This window comes from Falsiroseomonas sp. (assembly GCF_051859025.1).
In the GTDB taxonomy this organism is placed as follows: domain Bacteria; phylum Pseudomonadota; class Alphaproteobacteria; order Acetobacterales; family Acetobacteraceae; genus Falsiroseomonas.
Window position 1 is genome coordinate 89,485 of sequence record NZ_JBHYGL010000003.1, and the last position, 25,030, is coordinate 114,514.

Below are 25,030 nucleotides of genomic sequence, written 5' to 3' on the forward strand. Positions count from 1 at the left end.
TTGCGGTGCGTGTGGCTGCCTTGCCGCACCCGCAAAGCAGGCGGCACAGATACTCGCTGCTTGTTGAATACGTGGGCCGGAACGGGCTAGGTTCGAGTCTGCAACAAGCGTGGTGGAACAGTGTCGGACGTCACAACCGACATTCTGGAATGGGCGGACAAGCTCAGGCCGTGGCAGCAGGACGCTCTTCGGCGTCTCGCCGCGACCGACCAACTGACAGCGGAAGACGAGGCCGAGCTCCTCACCATCCTGAAGGCCGAGCACGGTATGCCGGTTGAACCAGCACCACCGGCTCCGGCGCCGCTGACCTCAACGCACCTCTCCGCTGCTATCGGGGGAGATGTCGTCCGCATTAAGGCGATCTCCCAGGTGCGGAATGCCAACCGGCTGGCCGACAATCAGCGCCTCGAGTTCGAGCTGAATGGCCTGACGGTTGTCTACGGCCCGAACGGCAGCGGAAAGTCTGGCTACACGCGCGTTCTGCGGAATGCTTGCAGGTCGCGGATATCCTCCGTCGACGGCAAGCGTAAGGCCATCCTGGCCGACGTCTACGGCGAGGCGTCTGCACCGGCCGCCGCTTCCCTCCACCTCGATGTGGCCGGCTCCGACGTGGTAGTGCCTTGGGCGGATGGTACCCAGCCGCACGAGCTCCTCGCGAAGATCGCCGTGTTCGACAGCGATGCGGCGGCGCTCTACGTGGATGAGGGCAGCCATATCGCATTCCTGCCCTTTAACCTCGACCTGCTGTTCAGGCTGAACGGCGTCTGCACGCGGCTGCGCGAGAAGCTCGATGCGGAAGCGAAGGAGTTGAAAGACGTCCTGTTGGCCGTCAGGGCCGATTTTCCCACCACGACCGAGGCTGGACGCTTTCTGGCAGGCCTCTCGGCCAGTACTGCTACCGAGGCGCTTGAGGCAGCCACCGCCTGGACCAAGGCGCATTCGGAGCGTCTCCAGGAGCTGACCACTTTCCTGTCTGGTCAGGACCAGCTGGAAGTCGCGGACCTGCAGGCCGTGACGGGCTGGGCCGTACAAATGGCGCAGCGGATTGCCGCGGCGGAGAAGCTCCTGGGCGAGCCCGCCAGCCAGATGCTCCAGACCCTTCAAGCGGAAGCCATCGCGGCCCGGGCCGCCGCAGACAGCGCGTCCGAAAGCGCCTTCAAAGCTGACTGCCTGCCAGGCGTGGGCAGCGACACCTGGCGTCGCCTCTACGCTGCTGCCCGAGATTACTCGCTACAAGCGGCATACCCCGAACGCGATTTTCCTGTGGTCGACGACGGGGCACGCTGCGTTCTCTGCCATCAGGACTTGGCTCCGCAGGCCGCCGAGCGGATGCGCCGCTTTGATGCCTTCGTGACGGGGGAGCTGGCACGCCAAGCATCTCGCGCTGAGGAAGATTTCCGGAATAGCTGGGACGAGATCGTAGGCTTCGTCGTATCCGAGCCTGGCAAAGACGCAAAACGCCTAGCGCGTGTGCGGCGGCACGATGACGTGCTGGCATCGCGCCTTGAGGCGTGGATCGCTGCCGCAGAAGCCAGAAAGGCAGACACGCTGGCGGCTTGCGAGGACGCGGGGCGTTGGCCAGCGCTCGTCGCGTCGCCCGACGCGGCTACAGCCCACGCCGTCACAGAGTTCACTAACAGGCTCGAGGCAGAGATTGCCGAGCGTGAAGCGGCGCGACGCGGCGAGGAGAGGCTGCGCCTGGAAGCCGAGCGGAGAGAACTGGAAGCACGGCAACGTCTGTCGCCGCTGCGCCTACTAGTCGAGCAGCGCGTTCGGGACCTCAAGCTGCACGTCGGGCTGTCGCAATGCATGGAAGCGACGAGCACCGGCGCCATTACGCGAAAGGCGGGTGAACTGAGCGAAGCGCACCTCACGCCTCGTGTGCGCGCTCTGTTCGACGATGAGGTGGCGGCGCTGCGGCTTCAGCACCTTAATCCGGCTGTCGCGCGAAAGCCGGACAAGCGCGGGGCGCAGTACAAGACCGATCTGGCACCCACCATCAAATGCCGCAGCTCCGATATTCTCAGCGAGGGTGAGCATCGAGCGCTGGCCCTCGCCTCATTCCTGGCGGAGGCCAAAGCCGTGTCGGACGACGCCACCATCGTCGTCGATGACCCGGTTTCCTCGCTGGATCACGACCGGTCCACGCTCGTCGCCCTCCGACTGGCGCAGGAAGCGCAGCGGCGGCAGGTCATCGTCTTCACCCATAGCTTGGTTTTCCTGCATCACCTGACAGCAGTCGCGGAGAAGCTCTCCGTCGATATGGAGTGCAGGGGCGTGTACCGCAGCGGCACGCGCGCGGGCCTGATGGACCCCAGCGGTGAGCCTTGGGAGGGGAAGAGCCTGAAAAAGCGCCTAGGGACCATGGATGCACTGCTTGCCAAGGTGAAAAAGGCTGAAGGCGAGCCGCCCTCCCAGTACGGCTTGGAGGTCAGAAACTTCTACGGGCGGCTGCGCGACTGTTCGGAACGGCTCGTGGAAGAGAAGGTGTTTTTTGGCGTGATCACGCGCTTCGACCAAGCGATTAAGACACAGAACCTTCGCTACGTTGAGATCACCGACGACCTGCACCGCCGCATTGAGGCTGGGATGGAGCGGGCGTCCACCTACAGCCACGACAACCCAGCGAGCCTTACCGCGCCGATCCCGTCGGCCAGCGAAGTGGCGGCGGACCTGCGCGATCTGCGAGAAGTTCTGACACTGGTAGAAGCGACAAACAAGACAACCGACCAGCGGCGAAGGAGCCCAGTCGTGGCAGCGTTGGCAGTGCCGACTCCCGCTGCGTCAGCGTCTTGACAGACACCTTAAGACCCAGGTGTTCAAAGAACGATCCGCTCCACCCTGTCGAGCGAGACCTGCTCCCCGCGGCGGTCCCGGAGCTTGATCGTGCGCGCGCTGGCCTGCTCCGCCATCGCCTTCGCGCGCTCGAGCAGCCCGCCGTTCTCCAGGTAAGCGGTGATGCCCCGCACGCGCCAGGAATGGCAGCCGATATGCGTCGCCACGCCGGCCGCCTCGGCGCGTCGCCCGATCATCCGGTAGACGTCGGGCTGCGTCATCGCCGTCGCCGTCAGCCGGCCGGTGCTGTAGATCGGCGCGCTGCGGGACCCCAGGTCGGCATCGGGGTCCCGCTCAGAGATGCAGGCGGGACAATGCCTTTCCCTAGGGACCCCCATGCCGAAAGGGGTCCCGCTCGGGTGCTTGTCCACACCGGGTTGCCCGGAAGAAGGCAGACACCGCCGCGCGGACCGCGCCGCATCACTGGCGTCCGTGCATCCGCTAGCGGTGGGCACTATATTCTCGTGAGATGGCCGCGGAGCACACCGTGGCCCATTTCGTGGGCCGCCCATCCTGAGTTCCTCCCCAACCGACCGATTCCGCCCCCCGGGCCCGGGGAGCACCGCGCCCGCCGGCGCCGCGCGGCCCGTCGCCGGGGAGGTCGACCGCCAAGCCATCGACTCTCTTGGCGGTTACGCGCACCAGCTCCTGGCCTCGGCCCTCGCGTGGATCCGCCTTCCCGAAGGGGGCGAACTGCACCTGGAGGTCGCCGAGGACTACGCGACAGCGATCCGAGGGCGGCTGGACGCCACGCAGGTCAAGCGGTCCGCGGGGACGGTGAGCCTGGCCGCGGAGCCCGTCCGCGCCGCGGTGCGATCATTCGTGCGGCTTGTAGCCCTGAACCCGGGCGTTCCCGTCCGGCTCACCTTCCTGACCACCGCGAGCATTGCAACCGAGCATCAGGTGGCGCATCGCACCGGCGACATCCCGGGCCTCCGCCGTTGGAGCGAGGCCGCGGACGGTGGCGATGTGGACCGGCTGCGCGAGGTGCTGCTCCGCCTCGACCTCGGCGAAGAGGTCCACTGCTTCGTTCGGGACCGCGACGACGCGGCGCTTCGGCGCGACCTCCTCCAGCGCATCGAATGGCGGTGCGGCGAGGCCGACACTGCGGAGCTGGAGGAAATTCTCGGGGAGCGTGTGGCGGAGTTCTGCCTGCGGGAGCTCGGTGTGCCGCCCCTTGAAGGGGCGCAGCGGGCCGACAACGTCGTCCAGCAGGTTCTTCGCACCTGCATTCGCCGTACGGACCGCGTGCTAACGCATGGCGGGCTGCGCGTCGTACTGCGGCGCGCGACCGACGCGAGCGTCGACCGCAGGACCCTCGACGCGCTGCTGACCGCCGCGGCCGCGGCCCATAGACCGTCCGGGATCCGGCGTGCGACTGGCTGGTCGGCCGAGGCGGCGACACCCCTTCCGCCGCTGGTCGTGGAACGTCCCGCTCTCACGGCGCCGCTGACCGAGGCCGTCGCCTCCGGCGGCATCGCGCTCCTTCACGGAGGCACGGGCATGGGCAAGACGGCTGCCGCCCGCCTCGCGGCCCGCTCGATCGGCGGGGCCTGGAACCTGGTCGAGCTCCGCGGCGCCGAACCCGACGATGCAGCGGACCGCCTTCTGTCCTACGCCGCCCGCCCGCGCGACGGCGCCGTCGGCGTGGTCGTGGACGACCTGCCGGACATGCGCCTTGCGAGCGCGGTGCCCCGGCTCGTCGCAGCCTTGCGCGAGATCCTGGAGCGTGGGGAAGCGGTCATCGCGACGTCGACGAACGCGCCCACGCCGCGGCTGTCTGCGGCCCTCGGCCTGCGCCCAGGCGGGGTGGTTCCTATGCCCGCGCTGTCGGTCGAGGAGGTGCGCGGCGTCGTCGACTGCGCCGGGGGTGACGCCGCATGGGCCGGGCCCGTCCACATCGCGTCGCGCGGTGGGCATCCCCAGCTCGCTAACGCCATCGTCACGGGGCTGCGTGAGCGCGGGTGGCCGACAGCCGAATGCGACACCACCGTCCTCGCCGCGCAGCCGGAGGTGGGCGCCGAGGCCGAGGCGGCGCGGCTCCGGCTGGCCGCTGCGCTGCCGAACGCAGGGGCGAGGGAGCTCCTCTATCGGGCAAGCCTTGTCGAGGGGCGCTTCCCCCGGGGCGTCGCCTTGGCCCTCGGGGAAGTGGAGCCCTGCGTCTCGCTGCCGGGCGAGGCGTTCGACGCCCTCGTCGGCCCGTGGGTCGACCACGTGGCGCCCGACCGGTTCCGCGTTTCGCCGCTGCTTGTCGGGTCCGGGGGCGCGGTACTCCCGCCCGGGATGGTCCGCGAGCTGCACCGCAGCGTCGCCGACGCGCTCGCGTCTGGCGAGGGACTGCAGGCCGACCAAGCGGACAACCTGTACGTCCACGGGCTGGCGGCCCGGGCCGAGGGGCCGCTCCTGGCGCTCTCCGTTGCGATCGTCCAGGCGGGCGAGGCCGATCTCTGGATGCTGCGCCCGTTCGTGCCGACGCTTGCCGCGGCGAACACCCGGCTTCCCATCGCACCGTGGCGCCCGGCGCTGTCCGTCCAGCTGCGGCTCGCCCAAGCCCTGGTCCTGTCCGCCCGCGGCGTGAACGGGCGCGCTGCCGCTGCCGTCCGCGCACTCCTCGCGGAGATACGGGGCTTTTCAGTGTCCGACGACGGGCGGGCGCGCCTTGAAGCGGTCGCGCTCGGCAAGCTGATGTTCCGGGATGGGCTGTCGCGGCACATGCCCGAGTGGCCCGACATGCTCGGGCGTCTGATGGAGGCGATGGACGAGATCGGCTTCGTCGGGTCGCCGCCGGACGCGGGGCTTGGGACCGGCGACCTGCCCGCCGTCCTCTTCGCCTTCTCGCTGTCAGGCCTCCGCGACGTGGCGCGGCTGGTCGACGCGTTCGGGCGCCTCTCCGCCCTGCCGACCCGGACGCGTGCCCGCATGCTGGCGCTCGACCGCCGTGCGACGGCACCGCTGGTGGTCGCGCTCGCCCCGTGGCTGAAAGAGCGCAAGAGTGGTCGGGCCGATGGGCGTGCGGCGGCGGTGGCCTACGCCTCGCTCGCGCGCTTGGCGGCGTCTTGGAAGGAACGGGACTGGGCGGTGGCCTTCGAGGCGGCCGCTGCGAACATCCGGGCGGAGTTCAACGATGCCCCTGGCGCCCTGCGCGGACTTGAGGCCGCGCGGGCGGTCCTGGGCGAGGACCGCTGGCTGCGCCGCGCCGAGCAGAAGGTGCGCTTCGGCCTCAGAGAGGACGAAGCCGTAGTCGGGATCGTCGAGGCGCTCGGGGACGCGTTCGCCGACCTTCCGATCGAAGCCGCCCACCTCGCCCGCGAGGGCGCCATCGCCGCCTCCCGCCTGGGACGGCACGACCTTGCCGCATGCTGGCTCGAGGGAGCGGCCGCGGCCGCGGCAAGCGCCCGGCTCCCGCAGATGCAGGCGATGGCGGCGGGGCTCGTGGCCGACGGGGCTGCCGAGGCTTGGCGCTCGGGCGACCGGGTAAAGGCCCTCCGCGCGATGGCGGCCGCGCTCGACCGCTTGGCGGACTTGGACCCCGACGCCGACGTCCAATCCGGCGCCGCCCACAGGATCGTCCGCCACTCGCTGCTCTGGTTCGCTCGGGAGGCGGGGATGGGCGCGGTCGATGTGGACGGGAGGCCCCCGGCGCTTCCACCCGGGGCCTGCAGCCATCCGGAGCCGAACAAGACCATCGTTGAGCTGCCGCTCACGCCGCTCGACCTGGCGCGCTCCTTCCTGTTCCAGATAGCCGTCCGCGCCGGGCTCGCGGACGCCGTTCCCGACCCCGCCGGGCGCCGGACCGGCCTCCCGATCCTGTCGATGGAGATCGCCGACCGACGCGCCCGTCTCGACGCGGCCATCGCCGCCGCCGCCCCCGACGCCTTCGCGGCCCTCCTGAGGCCGGCGGTCGACGCCGCCCTCGCTGCGCGGGACCTGATGAGGTCCGGCGTGGACGACCCCTGGCAGCGGGCCGAGGTGCCCGCGTCCGATCCCGCCCACCCAGACGCCGCCGCCTACGCCTCCTCGGCAATCCTCGCGTTCCGCGTGCGGGCGGGGGCAGGCGGCAAGCCGGAGGCGGCGGCGCGCGTGCGGGACCTGCTGCTGGGCGCGGGTTTCCTTCCGGCAGGGGTCCTCGAGTCCGCCTTTCCGCTGGGGCCGCTCCCGCGCGTTGGAGCCCGGCAACCTGAGCACTGCGCGGGGCTCGTCGGCCGGGGCGACCTCGGGACGGGCGAGCTGCTCGAATGCTGCGTCCGCCTCCTCATGCGCTTCCAGCGCAGTGACTTCCGCCACGTCGTCGAGGCCCCTCTAGCGCGGTGGGCCAAGCTCGAATGGCGCCGCTTCGTCGGCGAGCGCCGGTTCGCTCTCTCCGACGCCCGCCTCTCGGCGCCCGCTATTCAGGCGGCCGCGGCTGCGGTCGCGGATGACTTCCGCGGCTTGGCCGCCCTCGCGGCGGCCGCCGCGTCCGGGGCCGACCTGAAGCTGCCGGGCGGCTACGCTGCTTGGCTCCGCGAGGTGGCCCGAGCCCCTGGGCCGCGCGCAGAGCTCCCGGAAGACTCGGGGCCGGGCCAGCGAAGCGGCGGGCCATAGATGCGCGGCGGCCCGCTGGGCGGCCCCGGACGGAAGCCGTCCCTGCCCGAGCGCGCTCCGACGTGCGCCGGAGGGCCGCCACTGCTTGATCTACCGCGGTTGCGAGGGCAGGGAGACGGGCGCGCGGAGGCGGGGGCGGGCGTGCTTAAGGATCTTGCTAGCGTCACCGAGCCGGACCGGCGCTTCGCCTACATGGCGGGTCCGGACGGCTGTCGCGCGATGACCATCGCCGACCACTACGACGCGGTGCGGCGCATAACGCTGCCGGACGGCGTCCCGGATGTTGTCGCCGCGCAGTTCGACCGCGCCCGTCACGCCTTCATCTACGCCTGGTACTGCTACGACCTCGCGATTGTGGCCGAGCTGCAGGCCTTCGGCGCCCTAGAAACAGCGCTCCGGATTCGGTTCGACGCAGGCGCCTCAGCCGCCCCGCCACGGGGGCTTTCGCGCCTGCTGCGCGCGGCGCTCGCCCGGGGCTGGCTTCCCGCGGAGTTTGACGGGGACGCCGACGCGCTACCCGCTCTGCGTAACCATTTGGCGCACGGGACTGACGACATCATCACCCCTGGGATGGCGCTGACAGTTATCGGCCGCTGCGCCTCCATTATCGGTGCGGTCTTGGGAGACGGCGCTTCTGCCACCAGTCCGGCGCTGCACGCAAATACTGATCCGTAGAGGAGGCCGCGGCTAGGCTCTCCCGGCCAAACGGGCCGAGAGAGAGGGGTAGAGGGCCGCTCCTCCGTAGCCTCGGCGGCCCGCCTGCTCACGGGTTGTGATGTGCTCCAATTAAGGAGGTTGTGCGGCATCGCGTCCCAGGGCGAGACGGCCGAGATCGCGCCGTAGGCCGTCAACAACGTCCTGCATCGCCATGGCCCAGAAGCGGCGCAGTACCGCGGGTGCGAGCAGCCCGTCGTACTTCGCCGTCGCCAACGCTCCCGTGTCGGCGGCCAACGCCTCCAGATCGGGAGGCCCCTGCGCCTGCAACTCACCTACGGTGCGCACGAGGGCCGCCGGCTCGGCGCGCGACACCACGACGCCGAAATCGTGCGCCCACGTCCGTAGGTCCGCCGCCCCCAGGATCACGGCCAGCAGGCTGTTGGCGCGCGAGCCGCGCCAGGTCAGCAGATGGACGTCCTCGCCGCGGTGGACTACGCTGCCCTCGTTCAATCTTAGGCGCCGGAAGGCCGCGCGCCCCTGCGCGAGCAACTGGCGCGCGCCGTCGTCGAGCCAAGTGGGAACGTCCTCGTCGCGGAAGACGGCCAGCATCTCGGCGACGAGGCGATCGTCAACGGGCTCGCCGCTCGCGCCGCCGAAGCGAGGTGGGCGGCCTCCCTTGTGGGGCTCGACCGTCACAACCTTGGCGGCATCGTCCACACCCCTGATGGCCCAGCGGCGCCCGCCGAACACGAGCAGGTTCCCGACCAGCAGCGGCTCCGAGACCGGCAGTGTGCCGAGGGACTTGCCGGCGGCGACGAGGCGCCATTCCTCCGGGCTCTCGAACATCGCGTAGAAGTCGCGGCCGGCCGTGAGCCGCTCTCCGACCCGCCCAAGCATCAGCGTCCCGTCCGGCGCCTGCTCGAGGAGGGCGGCCTCAGGCGCGCCCATCCCGCGCAGAAGGTCCGCAAAGAGCGGCACCGGAACCCCCGCGAAGGGACCGGGACCGCAGAGGGTGCGGTGAATGGACTCCGCCCGCGCGCCGCCACGCTCGCAGATCACCGACAGCACCTGGTGGAGCATGGCCGAGCCGAGGCCCCCGGCCGATTTCGGCGCTTCGATGAATCCCTGGCCCAGAAGCCGCAGCGCGGCCACGGCCCGCACGATCTCGGGCCGCAACTCGTCCAGGGGATCCGGGTCGCCGTCGAGCTCGTTCTCGATGACGTAGAGCCGCAGGACGGCGGGCTTGCCGGGCCGGCGCCCAGAACGCCCCAGGCGCTGCCGCAGCGAAGCAAGCGAGCGCGGCGCGCCAACCTGCGCCACGGCCTCGACGGTGCCGATGTCGATACCCAGCTCAAGCGTCGAGGTGCACACCGCCGTCGTCGGCAGCTGGCCGTCCTTGAGGCGGGCCTCCAGCTCTTCGCGCAGATGCTTCGAGAGGTTGCCGTGGTGCGCGAAGAACTCGTTCGGAACGCGCTCCTCTTCGCAGCGCTCACGCAACAGGTCCGACAGGTACTCGACCCGCTGCCGCGACCCCGCGAAGACGAGTGCATTCCTGTTGCGCAGCGTCGCCATCAGGTGGCCCGCCACATCCTGGATGGCCGACCGATCCTCCTCGCCCTGGTCGTCCCCTAACTTGGCGGGCTCCACGTAGCCACGGACCTGGAGGCGCAGCTCGGCTCCTGAGGCCTGGGACGACTTCACGACGCGGACCCGGTCCGGGTCCGCGGGCCGCAGCCAGGCGCAGGCGGCGTCGAGGTCACCGAGCGTGGCCGAAAGCCCGATCCGTCGCGCTGGGTTGGACGAGAGGCCCTCGATACGCCTGATGAGGGAGGCGAGGTGAAGGCCGCGCGGCCCGGCAAGGAAGGCGTGAATCTCGTCCACGATGACGAAGCGCGCCCGTCCGAGCAGGGCGGAGGCGACGCCGGGCCGGCGGCACAGCAGCGCCTCGATGGATTCTGGCGTGATGAGGGCGATCCCCCGACGTGGCTTCGCCGCGATCCTCTGCTTGGGCGCATCGGGCGCGTCGCCATGCCAGCGCACGAGCGGCAGCCCGAGCCGGTCGCACAGGGTTTCCAGCCGGCCGAACTGGTCGTTGATGAGCGCCTTCAGCGGCGCCACGTACAGGATCCCCAGGCCGTCGCCTCCATCCTCGGCCACCGCCGAGAGAGCCGGCAGGAATGCTGCCTCGGTCTTGCCAGCGGCCGTGGAGGCGGACACCAGGACGTCGGCCGTGAGGCTTCCCCTGATCTCGTGGATGCTGCGGACCTGGATGTCACGCAGGCTCGCCCAGCCCTGGTCGTGCACCCAGCGCCTGACTTCCGGATGGAGGAGCTCGAACGCCGCCCGCGCGTCGTCAGAGACGGAAAGACGAGAGTTCGTCGTCACCCGATGCTTTCCCGTTGTTCGCCGGCGCTGCCACTTCGCCGACGGCCTCCTCGGCCCCGTCGTCGCCGGCATCGGGCACGACATCCACCCCGCCCAGCAGTGCGCGCCAGTCCGCGCCGGGGTTCTGCTCGATCACCGACAGGAGCTGGCAGAAGGCCTTCACAGTGTTCCGTGGCGTGCGGAAATAGGCCTCGCCGATCTTTTCGCTGCAGTGGATCATGAACGCGGACAGGGCCTCGTCAGGCACGAGATGCCGCGCCGGCTCGCCGCCCGCGAAGATGTTGCGGACGTTGCCGAGGAGGATGTGCAGCTCCTCGGGCGTCAGGCTTTGCAGCCGCAGCACGGGGCCGGACAGGTCCACGAGGCCATCGCGTGCGAAGCTGTTCTCGGCGAGGCGCGATTGCAGCGCGGCGTAGGAGTAGAGGCCACGCCGCGTGTCGGTGAGGAATTCCGGCGTCCCGCCGAACACGAAGCCGAGGTGCCCCGTGTTGCCCTGGAGCGTGTCGTTGAGGATGGCGAGGATCTGCTCGTAGTTCTGGTCGCGCGCCTGCTTCGACTGGAGCTTGTAGAGGTTCACCATCTCGTCGAAGAGCACGAGCAGGCCCGCGTAGCCGGCGAGGCGCGCGAGGGCGGCGATCAGCTTCAGCCCGGCGTAGAGATCGGCGTCGTCGACGATGTTGCGCACACCGAGCGCCTGCCGGGCCTCGGTCTTGGTCGAGTACTCGCCCCGCAGCCACCTCAGGGCGTTCGACTTCAACTCCTCGACGCCGTCCTCGCTGCCGCGCCAGTAGGCTTCCACGACCGCCGCGAAGTCGTAGCCGCCGCCGGCCTCCCGGAGGTCGCCAAGCCGCTCCTCCAGGACGCGCTTCACTGGGACGCCGGTGTCCTGGCTCGCCTTCACTAGCTCCCCAATGAACCGTTCCAGGACGCTGGCGAGCGCCCCGCCTTCTGGCTTTGTCCGCGTCGCTAGGTTGCGCACGGCCTCGCCATAAAGCGAGCGTGCCTGCCCAGCTGAAGCGTGGAGGCGCCGGTCCGGGCCGAGGTCGGCGTGCACCGTCAGGAGGCGCTTCTCCAGCGCGACCAGGCGCGCGAGGCTCATGAAGAAGCTTTTCCCCGCGCCATACTCGCCGATGACGAAGCGGAGCGCCGACCCGCCATCCGCCACCCGTTCGACGTCCCGCACGAGAGCCGACAGCTCCCGCGCGCGGCCGACCTGGACGTGCTGGAGGCCGACGCGTGGCACGACGCCCGCCGACAGCGCCTGGATGATGGTGTCCCGGTCCCGTGGCCGGATCTTCGTCGTCGCGCTCATCGTTCCCCTCCGGCCTTCCGCAACTCGTCGAGCAGGTGATCCGGGACGGCGGCGCCGCCATCGTCGAGCTCGATCACCGGTTCGCCGAAGCGGTCGAAACCCCAGTCGTTGATCGTCTCGGCCGCGCCCTCCGGCATCAGCCGCGAGGCCTTGGCCTCCCGCTCGAAGTCCTCGGCGCTGATCCGCCCAGTGGCCAGCAGGGCGAGGAGCAGCCGACCGTGCGCCGCGTCGAGGCCTTCGAAGGCCGGGCGCTCCTCGGGATCGCTGGCCGGGGCTGCAATCGGCGTCTCCTCGTCATCATCGGAGAATATGTCGGACAGCAGGGCCGAGACCGCCGTCGTTTCCTGGCGGATGCGCTCCATGCGTTCGGCGTCGAGCCCGAGGACCGGATTGGCACCCGCTGCAGAGGCCGCCGCGGGCACTGTCGCTGAAGGCTTCGGGCGCGGTCCGGCGCCCTTGTGCAAGGTGGCATGGACGGCCTCGACCGGGAGGCCAAGCGACCGGTGTACCCTCTCGAGAAACGCAACCTCGCGGGGCGATGCGACGCCATCCGCAAGGATGGCGGACACGGCCGCGGCGGCGATGACGCGGCGCTCGGCCTCCGGCAGCGCGGCGGCACGCTTCAGCGCGGCAGTTGGCCGAGCCTGCTCCCGCAGGGTCCACACCAGGGCATCGAGACGCAGCCGCTCTGCTGGCTCTAGGCCCGCCATGGCACGTGCGTCTGCCAGAAGTGCCTCGAACTCGTCGGCGCCGAGCTCGCCGTCGGCCACCGCCGCCAGCATGGCGACCTCCATAGCCGCCTTGGCCGCCACGAAAGGCGGGCGCTCCGGATCGACCGGCGCGCCACCTGCTGCGGCGAACAGAACCACCTGCCCGTCGGAGGCGACGGCAGCGCCGCCGTAGCGGCGGTCGGGCTCCATGCCGAAGCCCAGGGCGTCCAGCCGTTGGCCGACCTGGTTCATGATGGACGCCGATAGCTTTGCGGCGTCCGGAACCTGGACGTCCAGCGCCGCCAGCAGGGCTTTGACCCCGACCACGCCCGGGCCGTCGCTGGCGAGCAGCGTCGTCACACGGGCCCGAACCGGGCCGAGGGCGGCCCGGACGGCATCATCCCGCAGAGGACCAGGTAGGAGGAGGGCGGCCTGGAGCGCGCCGCGCGCCTCCGGCTTGCGGCCGAGGAGGCGGCTGTAGGCCTCCAGTTCCACCTGGCACGCCTCCAGCATGGCACCCAGGCCGCGAAGGGGAGCGGACAACGCAGTGACATCCGGCAGGACCGTGTGCGCACCTGGAATCTCGACCGTGAAGGTGCCGCTCGCGGCGTGGTAGGTTGCCGACAGACGCCGCTTGGGCGCGCTGACGGCTAAGCCCCGGGGATGGCGCTCGGCGAAGCGGATCCCGAAGAGCTGGCGGAGCTCCGCGAAGCAGCGCTGCCCGGGCGTCCGCAGGGACGTCTCCGGGACGCCGAGCACCCACAGGAGGGCATCGTCGGCTGCGAGGGGCCTCCCGTCGGCCAGGGCGGCACCGAGGTGGACGCGGGTGGCGAATGGTATTTCCGAACGGAAGCCCGGGATCGGCTGGGGCTCGACGCGCAAGGGCATCCGTCCCGTCATCACCGTAGCCGCTGCGAGGAATTCGGTGGCGTAGGCCGAGAAGGAGGCGTTGCCGCCGTAGATGCCGACGAGGCGCTCGACTTCGGAGACCAGCGCCGGGGCCTCGGCCAGCGACCGCTCGAGGAACACGCGCCGCTCCAGGCCGTAGAAGAAAAGGAAGACGAGGCCGATGTCGACAGCGGGATCTCGGCGGCCGCCCGCCAACCAGGTCAGGTAGGCGCGGCGCGCGGCGGGGGTGATCGAGGCGTAGTCCGGCCAGTAGTGCAGGCCGAGGGGCTCGCCGGCGCCGACGGACCGCGCGACGGAAAGCCGCGGGTTGATGAGGCAGTTATCGGTGCCGTAGCGGCCGGGAACGGCGAGCTCCAGGCCGACGTAGACCATCCCGCCAGGGATGGTCACGTCGGCGATCTTCGTGGCCTGGCCCGGCGGCACCCAGGCCTGCGAAGGCGGCGACGGAGCCGCCCGTCGGCTGGCGGGCGGCAGCGCAACGTCGTCGAGCGGCACGAAGCGGACAGTGTCGATCCCTTCGCCGGACTTCGCGTTAGAAGCGCCGCCGCGAGGCGACCCCAGCGAAGCAGTTGACCCGCTGCTGGGCGGATTGAACCCCGTTGGCCGAGGAGAGCGGACAGGTTCCGGGGTCGACGCTACGACGGAGGCGCTTCGCTTCCGGCCACGCGAGATCAAGAACAGCACGAGCAGGGGCACGCCGATAAAAAGGAAGACTTCGACCACGGCTCACCTCGGCAGGGCGCCACCACCGTCGGCATAACGGAATGACCCGATCTTTAGCACATCGAGACGAACTGCAAACGTCATAGCGAACCGCCTACGCAATGCAGTGTTCGGTAAAAACGGCCTATAGAGCGTCAAAGAAAGTCCTTAACCGCATGTACCTCCTCGCGTGCTGACGTTTGAACGATAGTACCGATCTGGTGGAAGGTCCGCATCGAGCTGTGGCAGCCGCGTCGATTCGCATGCCTACCCCCCTTCCCCATCTAGTTCATCGCTTGGCCTCGCTGCATTGTCCTTGCCAGCGCGCGTAAGGATTTCACGCGCGCGGCCAGGAGTGGCTCGAGTTCCTCGCGCGGCGAAGTATCGCCCCGCCTCGGCCTGCGCGCCGACGCGCGCGGCGATGGCGGTGGCGATGTACTAGTTCAGGCTCACGCCCACGGCCTCAGCCTGCGCGGCCGCGCGCTCCTTCAGGTCGTCGGGCAGCCGCAGCGGGAAACTGCTCATCCCCTCATCCTCCTCAGCAGGTCGGCCGGTCGCTCGACTGAGATGCCGAAGCGCGCAGAGCCGTCGCGCAGGTCGGCTAGATTGAACGTGGCGATGACGTCGGCACCGCCATTCACCGCCGTCTCCAGCACCAGGTCGTCGTCCGGCTCGCGCGCGTCAGGCCGGACGCGGAAGTCGAACGCCACGGACACGCAGACGCCGGCGAACTCGTCGAGCACAGCCAGCACTTCCCCCACCGAGATGCCCGCCATCTCAAGCACGGATGCGCGCGTGAGCACGGCCTCGTACTCGAGGATCAGCGGTGTCGACAGGAGGAGGCGCAACTCTCCGTCGAGCGCTGCGAGCAGGAGCCGGCGCGACGCGCTGGCGGCGCTGGCAAAGCCGGCGACCATCACGTCGGTATCCAGGACCACCCGCAGAACCATGATGTCGTATATGACATCACTGCTCAAACTGTCGTCCACTCTGGTCTTTGTCATGTACCGTCAAACGTCCCTTTGGGAACGTGACAAGCGGGCAGGTCACTGCCGACGGGGGCGGTCCTGGTACGTTCGCGCCAAGCTGATCGGGATACCGCGCAGGCGGAAGGCCTGGCGGTTGTTCGGCGCCTGCCACTGCAGGTCCACGAGGAAGCGGCTATAGGGCTCGGGAAACAGGGGCGTGCCGGGCTGCGGCGGGGGCGGCACCGCGGACGCGGCCGCCGTCCAGACGCTGAAGGGGCGGCCGCGGTCGAAGCTCCAGCGCGCGCCGCTCGTGCTGCTGCCTGTGGGGAAGCGCAGTTGCTGCCGCTGCGCAACAGTGACCTGCAGGTCCTGATCGTACTGCCACGCTGCACCGGCCCACCTCCCAATCAGGTGATGCGCGAGCTCGGTCGGGCCAATGTCGCGATCGCCCAGTACCACCTCCGGCATCTCGCCGACGGTGCGCTCCAGCGTCTCGCCCACCGGGCGGGTCGGGACGCTGCCGGGGGAGGCCAGGCCGAATTCCGGGGCGAAGACGGCATCGTGCGCGCCCGCGTTGCGGTACTGCCTCAGCACCACTGGCTGCGACGCGGCCCAGAAGGGCAGGGTGACGTTGACCAGCAGGTAGGCGTTTCGCGCTGCGGCGCCGTCCGCTGCCGCGCGTGCTGCCTGGTCGAGATAGAGGAAGGCTTCAACCTGCATGCCTTCCGGCATGCCTGGCACAGTTGCGTTGGCCAGGACCGTCCGTAGCAGCGGCTCGCCCGTCTCGCCCTCGGCCGGCAGCATGATGCGGATCCTCGCGGCGGTGTTCTCCATGTCCGGCGGCGCCGGGCGCGGCGCGGCTGCCTCCGCCGCGAGCGCCACGGCCTGCGCGAGCCGATCCCCGAGCCCCGGCCCGGGCGAGAGCCCGCCGCACAGCGCCTGCAGCCCCGCGCGCGGGTTGGGGGCGGCGAGCATGTCGGCCAGGGCGGCGGCCAGGCGCGTATCGGTGCGGGCGGCGGCGATCGAGGCGGGCGGCTCGCGCGCATCGAAGGTCAGGGCGAAGGTGTCGAAGCGGAACGCCTGCACGCCCCCGTCGTCCTCCTCGTTTCCGCTGACAGCGAAGACATGCGTGACCGTCACCAGGGGCGAGACCACGCCGGCCGGGCCCGGCGCCTCGGCCCGGCCTTCGGGCCGCGCCGCGAGCGTCAGCGGCCCGGGCCAGGTGCCGGAGACACGCTCGATGCGCCCGCGCCTCAGCGCTTCCTCGGACACCGTCCGCAGCGGTTCCAGGTCGGCGATTGTCCAGGAGGGCGGGCGCTGCCAGGGCTGGAAGCGGTCCATGGCGGCGCTGGCGAGATAGATGGGCGCCTCCGCCGGGCGACGGCCCGGCAGTTCCAGCTCCGGGTCGTTGCTATGGCCCTCCGGCGGCACGGGGGCGGGAATGCCGTCGCGCAGCCGGCGCGCCACCGCGGCCACGAAATCCTCGTAGCCGAACCGCGCTAACTTGAAGGCATTGTCGTAGCGGAGGTCATCGAGTTCCTCGAGCAGGACACGGTGACGCGCGCCACCGGTGCCGGGCACGAGCACGAGGTCCGCCGGGTTGAACAGGTCGGCGTCCTCCCGCCCGGCAGCAATGACCTTGCGCGAAGCGATGCTGCGGAGCTGGTCGGGCATTGCGGTGCCGAGGTCGGTCACCATCCAGGCCTTCAGCCGGTCATAGAGGCCCGCATCGCCCCAGAGCCGCGCCTCGATCTCCGCCAGGACGGCACGCCGCGCCGGGCTGTCATCGACCGCCAGCGCGCTGAACAGGTCGCCAGCGGTCCGCGTGACGGGCAGAGCGAGGGCGGCGATGTTCGACACGAGCCGGACCAGGGCCCCCGGCGAGCCGCCGGCGGCCGGGCCGGCCAGGGTCTGCAGTGCATCGAAATGCGACCGCCAGGCGGCGCCGGGTGCCTCCGCCGGGATGCGGGCCTCCCCCTCCATCGCGAGGTTCAGCGCGGCGCCAAGCCGGCGAAGGATCGGCTCCGCTGCGGGGCCGAGCAGGGTCCGGGCCGGGTCCAGCGGCCTGAAGCCCAGCGGCATCGCCGGCGGTCGCTCTGGGCCTGACGGCTTCGCGTCCGGCGCGCAGGGCGTGCAGGCATAAAGCGGCGTGGCGTCGCCATCCTGGCGCGACAGCAGCGCCTGAAGCCGGACGGCGGACAGGCGGCGGACATGGTCGTCCGACGATGGCGGACCGGCGGTGCAGAGGCCGAAGCAGTCCAGCTCGTCCATCCAGGCCAGTCGCCCGCTGCGCTGCCGGCGTTCCGCCTGCCAGCCTTCCACGATGCGCCCGATGCCGGGCAACTGCCCCGACCCGTCGCTGGCGTCGAAGAGCACGACATCCGCCGGAAGGGTCTCGCAGCGCTGGTCGGTGGTGTCCACGCCAGCCCCGGCTCCGCTCTGCGGTGCCGGCATGCGGGGAAGGTCGGGCCGCCGCACCGCTAGCGGTGCCGCCGGCGGCTGCAACTCCACGGCCCGCGTCACGACGAGTTCGGCGGAAACGATCTCCGACCGGCGGAGCAGGTCCGCCGCCTCCTCCCCGAGATCGAGCACGATCTCCCCGTTGCCGGCCGGCGGCAGGCTGGTCCTGCCGAGCAGCCAGTCGAGCCAGCGGCGGGCATAGGCGCGCAGCGGTCCGGTATCCGCCACCCGGGCCTCCCCCCGCCGGACGAGGGCGCCGTCGATGCCGAAGCCGTCGCGCCGCTCCCGCTCGCGCTTCTCCAGCGCCGCCGCCAGGCTGAACCCCCACCCCTCGAGGCGGATCGCCAGGGCGGATGCGGCCGCCATCTCCGCCATGGCGCGCCACGCGGCGTCCTGCGCTTCGGCCCATTCGGTGCGCGGCACGTCGTCCGCCAGCAGCGGGCGCGCGAACTGGAGGATCAGGCGTGGCGGCGCCCCGGCCCGCAGCGCGATGCGCAGCAGCGGCTGCGCGGTTTCGTCGCCGCTGGCCGGCGCTGGCTGTCCGCCCATCTTCTGCTGCCAGGTCCGGAGCACGGGCATGGCAACATCGGTGGCCAGCGCGACGCGGTGTTCCAGCATCCGCGTCAGCCCGACCGTCTCCTGCCCGCCGGGCGGGAGCTCGACCCCATAGGTGTGTTCGAGCCGCGCGTATAACCGGCGCAGCGGGCCGTGCACGGCCGGGTCATAGGGCAGGGCCACCCGCAGGCGGCGCCGCCGGACGGCATCGCTGTCCTCTAGCTCCGGTCGCGCAAGGCGGAAGGTGAAGCGCTGCCGGTGCACCAGGTCGCAGCCATCCACGACCCTTGAATCGGCGCAGACCGGATACAGCTCGCTGTGCGGGTTCAGGTGGACCTGCGCGCCGGCGCCGTCCGTCAGGCGCAGGTTCAGCGCGTTGAAGTTCAGCAGGTCGTAGAGCCGCACGAGCGCCGCATCGTCTGGCCCTGATGTGTCGATCGTGGGATACTCGACCGTGACGGATGCGGTGATGGTGTTCCAGCTCTGCGCAGGTTCGAGCCCGACATCGCCGTCGAAGCGCGCGGCGATCTCCAGCCCGCCAAGGAAGTCAGCCGACGCCAGGTCGGGCGGCAGGCCAGGCGCGATGACGAAGCCGAGCCAGGCGGCCAGGGTGCTGCCCGGCCAGGCCGCGCCGGCGCCTGACGGCGGGGCGAATTCCCAGACATCGACGCGATCAGTCGGCGCCGGGGGGACAGGCGGCGTTCCGGCCGGCACGGCAGTGCCCCCAGCAGCGGGCAGGGCGTCGCCCCCGGTGCCCTCCGGCCGCGGCGTGGCGGATACAAGATCCGCGCCGGCGGGGTAGCCGGGCGGCGGCACCAGAAGCTGCAATGCGGGCTTGGTATCGGCCCTGTCCCGCCGCACCAAGATGGTGGGCTCGCCGGTGGCGGAACCGTCCCAGGGGAAGCGATACGCCCCGATCAGCTCCAGCGTGACGGGAAGCCCCTCAGTGTCGCGACATTCCGCGATGCCCTGGGTAAGCCAGGCCGGGACGCCACCCGCCGGCGGCACATCGCCCAGCGCTGCCGCGAATTCGGTCCAGAGCGCGCCGAAGCTGAGGCGGAATACCGCATCCGCCGGCGTTCCGGCCTGTGCCGTGCGCCGATAGGGCTTCAGCGTGGCGGGCAGGACGAGGCGGGGCCGCAGGCGGAGTGGATCGGTCCGCGGATCCGCGTTGGGCCTTGCGGGCGCCTGTGCGCGGATCAGGGCGAGTGCCCCCGGTACCGCGCCCGACTTCCGGGGCGGCGGCGCGAAAAGCGGGTTGCCTGGTTCGACACGCCGCGCTGACAGCGGGACAAAGGTGCGAACGACGTAGACCTTGCGGGCGAAATCGCCGTCCCAGTCGGCCGCGATCCGCGGCGCCGGTTTGTCGAGCTCGGACAGGCTGCCGAAGACGCGGCCGAACCAGCTGGACTGGCCGTGCCGGGCGAGGTGGACATCGATGGCCAGTTCGGCTGTGTCCGGGTCCGCCGAGGGATCGTCGCTGTCATCCGGCGCCGTGGCGCGCAGGCGGATGCGAAGGCCGTCGATACGCCCGATGCCCGCATTCCGCAGCTGCAGCGTCAGGCCGAGCAGGCTGTGCAGGCAGGTGACCTCGGGGTCGGCCACGCCGTCGGGAAGCAACAGGTGCTCGACGCCGGCGCCCGCTTCGTGGAGCACGTCCGGACCCCGCGCGCGGTAGCGCCGGCCGCCATGCAGCGCGAGGCGCTGCCGCGCCGCCAGATCATCGAGGGCACCCTCCAGCCTCGCCGGTTCGACGTTGTCGAGCGCGCCGGCCATCATCGCGTTGTAGAGGGCACTGAAGGGGCGCGGCTGCGCCACGGGGCCCGGCAGTGCGTCCCAGGCGCGCGTCATGGCGGCGGCCGCGCCTTCCTGCTCAGGCCGCGGCGACGGCGTGTTGTCCCGCCGGGCGGCCGCGATGTCGGGGCGGGAGGCGGTGGCGGCTTCCCGCGCCGCCACGCCTTCATTCTCGATCCAGAACCGGGTCAGCGCATCGCGGCTGCTCAGCTTCGCGAGGGCACGCCGGCGAGGCCGCAGCGGGGCCTGCGGCGTGTCGCCGATCAGCGGCGTCACCTCGAGGTCGACATGCGTGGGCAGGTTGACCGGCACTAGGCCGGCATCGATCCCGCAGGTTTCCGCGCCGGCGAGCCGGTAGGTCCAGTCCGTGCCCGGCCGCTCGCTGGCCGCATGGGCGATATAGGCCGCGAGATCTTCGCGGCGCACATGCGGCACCAGGCAGAGCCAGGCTTCGCGCCGCGGTGCCGTGCGCGGTTCGGACCAAAGCCCGAGGAACACGTCGAGCGAAAGGAAGACATCCATGGCGTGCCTCAGACGTTCAGGGTGAAGCTGCGCCGCACCGGCATGCTCAGCGAGACGCTGATCCCCTTGCAGACCTTGAAGGGACCCGCCCCGATGCAGGCGGAGGCGCTGACGCGCGCCGAAAGGTCGAAGGCGAGGTCGACGGCGATGGTCTTCGTGACGACCACCCAGGTCAGCGTCGCGCGGATCTCTGCCGTGGCGAAGACGGCGACGCGGACGGAGATGATCCACCAGTCGAGCTGGGCCTGCGCTTCCACCAGCACGCCGGCCGCGCCCGTGACGCGGAGCGCCACGAGATCGCGGCGACCTTGCCCCGTCGCCTGCTTCGCGGTGACGATGTCGCCTTCGCAGACGAGGTAAAGCCCGATGCGGGCGAAGGCCTTGACGACACCGGCGTTGAAGGTCGCGCCGAAGCCCGCCTGTACGCCGTAGCCGGCCGACAGCGCTTCGAGGGTGTCCGGCGAGTAGGCGGTTGCCGGCAGCTTCGCCACCAGGTCGGCCAGGCGGCGCTTCACCTCGCCACCGCGGGCGCGGCCGAGATAGACGCCGCCGGAGCCCTGCAGGATGCCCACGATCGCGCCGAAGCTGCGTTCCCAGGCCCGGCGCGGGCCATCCAGGCGCGGGAAGCCGAAATCGAAGAGGAAGTCGCCATCCATCACGACAGTGGCTTCCAGGATGCCGCCGCGGAAGCTGAAGCCGGTCAGGGTGAAGGAGGGCACCGCGATCGCGCAGAAGAAGCGGTCCTTCGAGGGCACGTCGCCCTTCTGATACAGGATGGAGACGGCGAAGGGGGCGTCGAAGAGGAAGTCGAACATTCGCCCGCCGAGCGCGAGGCCGTAGTAGCGGCGGTCCTGGAACAGCGCCTTGCCGCGCAGTAGGCCGTCCGCAAAGTTCACGCCGGCACCGAAGAACCAGCTTTCCCGGTTTGCGCTTCCGGGGTCGGGGATGAAGAGCTGCTGGTTCGCTTTGATGACGGCACGCTCGCGGCCCTCACCCGCGGGCTCGACATCCTGGTTGGCCCCGAAGGCGGCGCCGATGAATTTGTGGAAGTCCTTCGAATTTCGTTCGATGGGGTCGGCATCGGCACCCTGCGGCTGCCCAGGCAGCAGGTCCTCGATCCCGAGCAGTTTCTGAAAGACGTCCTTGGTGGCGTCCTCGCGTAGCGTCACGTTCTGGCCTAGCAGCAGCCAGTCGCAGCCGAGCAAATTCATCAGATTGCCGCTCGCTGCATCGGACCCGCCGAGCCAACCGACGAAGCCCGTCTTGCCTTCGGATGTCGTGAAGACGGCCAGCGCCAGGTTCTCCATCACCTTGAAGCCCGCGACGCTGAGCGAGACGCCGGTGAAGACGATCCAGGGATTGCCGCCGGGCTTCTCGGGCGTCACCACCTTGCCGAACCGGACCTTGTCGGCTTTCAGCACGATGAAGCGCAGCAGGTCGATGTTCAGCCCGTCGAAGCCCGCGAGCTTCAGGCCGATGCGCGCATCGTTCAGGTTCCAATTACGGTGCAGGCCGCCGCCGAGCGAGGGCAGCCGGAAGGCGAGGTCGATCCGCAGCCGGTCCACGCTCTTCAACGCGAGTTCGGGAAGCTTCATCAACTCCAGGCTGAGGCCGAAGCAGAAGTCGCCCGCGCCGGCCGACCAGTCGCTCCACATCGGGATGTAGCCGGTCAGGTCGACGCCGCTGCCGAGCCCGAGCCAATCGAGCTTCAGCCGCAGCGGCCCGAAGCCGAAGGGCTTGGCATCCAGCGGGAGCTTCAGGGAGGGGTAGCGGAACGCGGTCGGCTGCCAGGGCAGCGAGATGTCGAAGCGGGGCAGTTGCAAGCGCAGGCCCGTGAAGGTGATGGGCGACCTGCCAAGCCGCGGGATGTCGATCGGCCCATTCGCCCAATGGAACTCGCCGGGCGTGATCTCGCCGTCGACCGAAAGCCAGACCCCGTCATCGGCCTTGACCACTGACAGGCCGTTCAGAACCGCCTGCTCGATCACGCGCTTCTCGTCGCCGACGAGCGGGGGAAGCAGGTCGAGCGGCGTGTCGAAGCGGCCGGAGAAGCGCAGCTCGTTCCGTTCCGCATCGAAGCTGCCGCGGATGGCCAGCGGCGGCGGCGGGTTGGCTGCGTCGCCAAGGCCGAGGAAGGCGCGCACGCGCAGCCGCGCCTCAATCTCGGCATGGCGCAGCTTCCCGTCCGCCCAGGCGATGTCTGCCGAGATCGGGCGGAAGAACGCCTCCCCGCTCTCGTCCCTTTCCGGCTGGGCATCGGCCTGCTTCCACCGCAGTCGCGCGGCGATGGAGGGCGGCTGGCCACGCAGCGCGGGCGGCACCGCGAGGTAGCCGAGCACCAGTCCGGACGGCATGAACCGTTGCAGCATCTCGGGCAGCGCCTGGACCGGTACGCCGAACAGGATCAGCCCGGTCCAGCCGCGCGCCTTCACCGAGGGGTCGATGATCCGGTCGAGCAGGTCCTCGTCCAGGGCACCCGGCACGCGACGCGGCAGCGGGCGTCCCGCCGCGGCCTCCGTCGCGAAGATGGCCGGCAGGTCCAGGCGGCGGCTGATCTTCAGGATGCCGATCACCTTGCCGCCCGTGCCGGCTGTCGCCTCCAGCCCCGCATCGCGCAGATCGACGCGGATCGTCACCACGCCATCCGCGCCGACCGGCAGGGTGAGTTCGAGCCGCTGGTCCACGCCCAGCCAGGGGGTCTGCTGGGGCTCGCGCAGAACCAGGTAGTCCGGCGGATCCGCGGCCGGCTGCCCGTGCGACACGGCGAAGTCGCGATCGGGCGAGAACGGCCCGTAGCTCCGCGTCAGCCAATGGTCGCCGAGCGAGGGCCGCGACGCCGGAGGTGGCGCACCACCAGGCTGCGCGGCGGGCGCCGTGGCGGCGACGCGAGCGAGGGGGACCGGGAACAGGGCCTGGAGTGGCACCTGCGGGCCGTTGGGGTGCGGTCCTTCCCGCAGCCTGGTCTCATGATCGCTGGTGGCCAGGGTGTAGCGTGGCTGGCCCACGAGGCCGTTCAGGGCCACCGCGAAAGCGTCCAGCCGGTTGCCATCCCGTGTCCGCAGCACTGCGAGCGGCACCAGCGGCAGGCCGAGCCGGCCGACCTTGAAAGCGTGGTGGACGATGCCGCGTTCCGTCCCCGACGGACGAAAGCTGTCGCCTGCCTTGGCCATGAGGAGTTCGGGCGCATCCGCGTCCCGCTGGTCGGGCTCACCGCCCAGCCTGATCTGCGGCGCCGTCGCATCCCGCTGGAGTTCGCGGACCAGCCAGTCCGCGCCAGGCGGCGGCGCTACCGAATGGGCGGACTGGCAGGCCAGCACGCCGCGCGGCGGTGCCTTGGCCTCCATCGCATCGAGTTCGCAGTGCAGGACGGCGCGGGCACGTTGTTCGAGGATTTGCGGATCCAGCACCTCGATACGCCCGAGTTCGCCGGCGCCAGGCGCGTCGCGCAGCAGCAGCGCCGAGAGGTGAAGCAGCGCCGCGCCGCCGCCGGTGTTCGGATTGTCGAGCGGCAGCGCGGGGCGCAAGGCCAAGGGCAGCCGGCCATTGTTCGGCGTCAGCGCGATGCGGGCCGCATCGCCCTGCGGCGTGCCGAGCCCGTGGCAGGTGATGACCAGCGCCTCGCCCCGGCGCAGCGGCTCTGCCCAGAGATCCGACAGGCGGCGCAGCTGCCCGGTGCCGCGTCGGATGACGGCGACGATCTGCGGGGCCTCCATCTCCAGCGGCGCGATGGCCGGATTGCTGCGGGGATCGACATCGGCGGGCCGGCGCATCGGCCGGGCGGAATCGACATGCAGCGCGACTGTCGCGGCGCTGCTCCGCGGCGTGAAGCGCAGCGTTGCCACGCGCCCATCCGCATTGGCCGCGACCGTCAGGTCGGTCGGGCGGCAGGGCAGCACGGTGCGGAACTCGAAGCGAGCGCCGCTGGTGGCGGCGGGGCGCCAGGCGCTGCCGACCTCGGCCGCGAGGGCACCGCGCGTGGCATGCAGGCCGATCACTGTCGCGCCGTCGACGATACGCACCAGTGGGACGAACAGCCCCGGCTCGGCCGCCAGCGAGTCACCCGGCGGGCGGGGTCGCGGCGGTTCCGTCGCGCGGGCCGGGCCGTCCAGAACCAGCCCGCCCAGGATGGCTAGGGGGCCGGTCGCGTTGTCGTCCAGCAGGGCGTAGCCCGGTAGGGCGACGCCGAGTTCCATGCGCTGCCCCGGCACTAGGCTGGTTGCACCGATCCGCCAGCCGGTGCTGTCGCCCTGCGGCGCGCGCAGGTATAGCGGCCCTGCCTCCAGCGCCAGCGCCTGTAGCGGCGTGCTGTTGTCCGCCGGCTTGACGTGCAGCAGGGGCCTCGGCGCGCCCGCGGGCAGCGGATTGGGTGCGAGTTGCCACAGATCGCTCCCGGCGGAGCGCCGAAGGGCGAGCGTGCCGGCGATCCGTATCTCCGCCTGAGCGGTGGACAGCCGCGCGGTGATCCGCAGCGTGGCCGTGGCGCGCTGCCCCCCGGCGGTTTCGGTCAGCCGTGCCTCGTTGAGCTGGACCGCAAGGCCGGCCGCGACCGGGGGGTCTAGCGTCCCGTCGCCGCGGATGGGCCAATCGAGGCCCAGCAGATGCACTGCGTCGACCATCCGCCGTCTCCTCTCGCCCAGGCT

The 25,030-nt window shown here is 70.9% G+C and carries 11 protein-coding genes; 3 read left to right on the forward strand and 8 right to left on the reverse strand.

Annotated elements, in window-relative coordinates:
• Positions 1–120: 120 nt before the first annotated feature.
• Positions 121–2,796 (forward strand): AAA family ATPase, encoded by a 2,676-nt coding sequence (locus tag ACTIE5_RS06600; protein WP_439548903.1) that lies wholly within the window; start codon positions 121–123, stop codon positions 2,794–2,796.
• Positions 2,797–2,819: 23 nt separating this feature from the next.
• On the opposite strand, the gene ACTIE5_RS06605 is transcribed toward ACTIE5_RS06600, so the two are convergent.
• A complete protein-coding gene (locus tag ACTIE5_RS06605; protein WP_439548904.1) occupies positions 2,820–3,173 on the reverse strand; it encodes a hypothetical protein in 354 nt (117 codons plus the stop codon).
• 439 nt (positions 3,174–3,612) lie between these two features.
• Here ACTIE5_RS06605 and ACTIE5_RS06610 point away from each other — a divergent pair, with 439 nt between their 5' ends.
• Together ACTIE5_RS06610 and ACTIE5_RS06615 are read left to right on the forward strand one after the other, a co-directional pair.
• A complete protein-coding gene (locus ACTIE5_RS06610) occupies positions 3,613–7,416 on the forward strand; it encodes a hypothetical protein (RefSeq protein ID WP_439548905.1) in 3,804 nt (1,267 codons plus the stop codon).
• A 219-nt stretch (positions 7,417–7,635) separates the two neighbouring features.
• Complete coding sequence (locus tag ACTIE5_RS06615; RefSeq protein WP_439548906.1) at positions 7,636–8,091, forward strand: hypothetical protein; 456 nt, start codon at positions 7,636–7,638, stop codon at positions 8,089–8,091.
• A gap of 111 nt (positions 8,092–8,202) precedes the next feature.
• Here ACTIE5_RS06615 and ACTIE5_RS06620 read toward each other — a convergent pair whose 3' ends face one another.
• From ACTIE5_RS06620 to ACTIE5_RS06650, 7 genes are all read right to left on the reverse strand, one after another.
• Entirely contained in the window at positions 8,203–10,458 is a 2,256-nt protein-coding gene (locus ACTIE5_RS06620; protein WP_439548907.1) for a DEAD/DEAH box helicase, read from the reverse strand.
• Entirely contained in the window at positions 10,427–11,770 is a 1,344-nt protein-coding gene (locus tag ACTIE5_RS06625; protein ID WP_439548908.1) for an ATP-binding protein, read from the reverse strand. The genes ACTIE5_RS06620 and ACTIE5_RS06625 overlap by 32 nt, the downstream gene beginning before the upstream one ends.
• Positions 11,767–14,112 (reverse strand): TerB N-terminal domain-containing protein, encoded by a 2,346-nt coding sequence (locus tag ACTIE5_RS06630; RefSeq protein ID WP_439548909.1) that lies wholly within the window; start codon positions 14,110–14,112, stop codon positions 11,767–11,769. The genes ACTIE5_RS06625 and ACTIE5_RS06630 overlap by 4 nt, the downstream gene beginning before the upstream one ends.
• Before the next feature lie 417 nt (positions 14,113–14,529).
• Complete coding sequence (locus tag ACTIE5_RS06635) at positions 14,530–14,616, reverse strand: toxin-antitoxin system HicB family antitoxin (protein WP_439548961.1); 87 nt, start codon at positions 14,614–14,616, stop codon at positions 14,530–14,532.
• Positions 14,613–15,095, reverse strand: a complete 483-nt coding sequence (locus tag ACTIE5_RS06640) for a putative toxin-antitoxin system toxin component, PIN family (RefSeq protein WP_439548910.1) — start codon at positions 15,093–15,095, stop codon at positions 14,613–14,615. Before ACTIE5_RS06640 ends, ACTIE5_RS06635 begins: the two co-directional genes overlap by 4 nt.
• 42 nt (positions 15,096–15,137) lie before the next feature.
• The gene (locus ACTIE5_RS06645; RefSeq protein WP_439548911.1) at positions 15,138–20,390 is read right to left on the reverse strand and encodes a hypothetical protein; all 5,253 of its coding nucleotides are present in this window, start codon (positions 20,388–20,390) and stop codon (positions 15,138–15,140) included.
• A gap of 8 nt (positions 20,391–20,398) precedes the next feature.
• The gene (locus tag ACTIE5_RS06650) at positions 20,399–25,006 is read right to left on the reverse strand and encodes a hypothetical protein (protein ID WP_439548912.1); all 4,608 of its coding nucleotides are present in this window, start codon (positions 25,004–25,006) and stop codon (positions 20,399–20,401) included.
• Positions 25,007–25,030 lie beyond the last annotated feature (24 nt).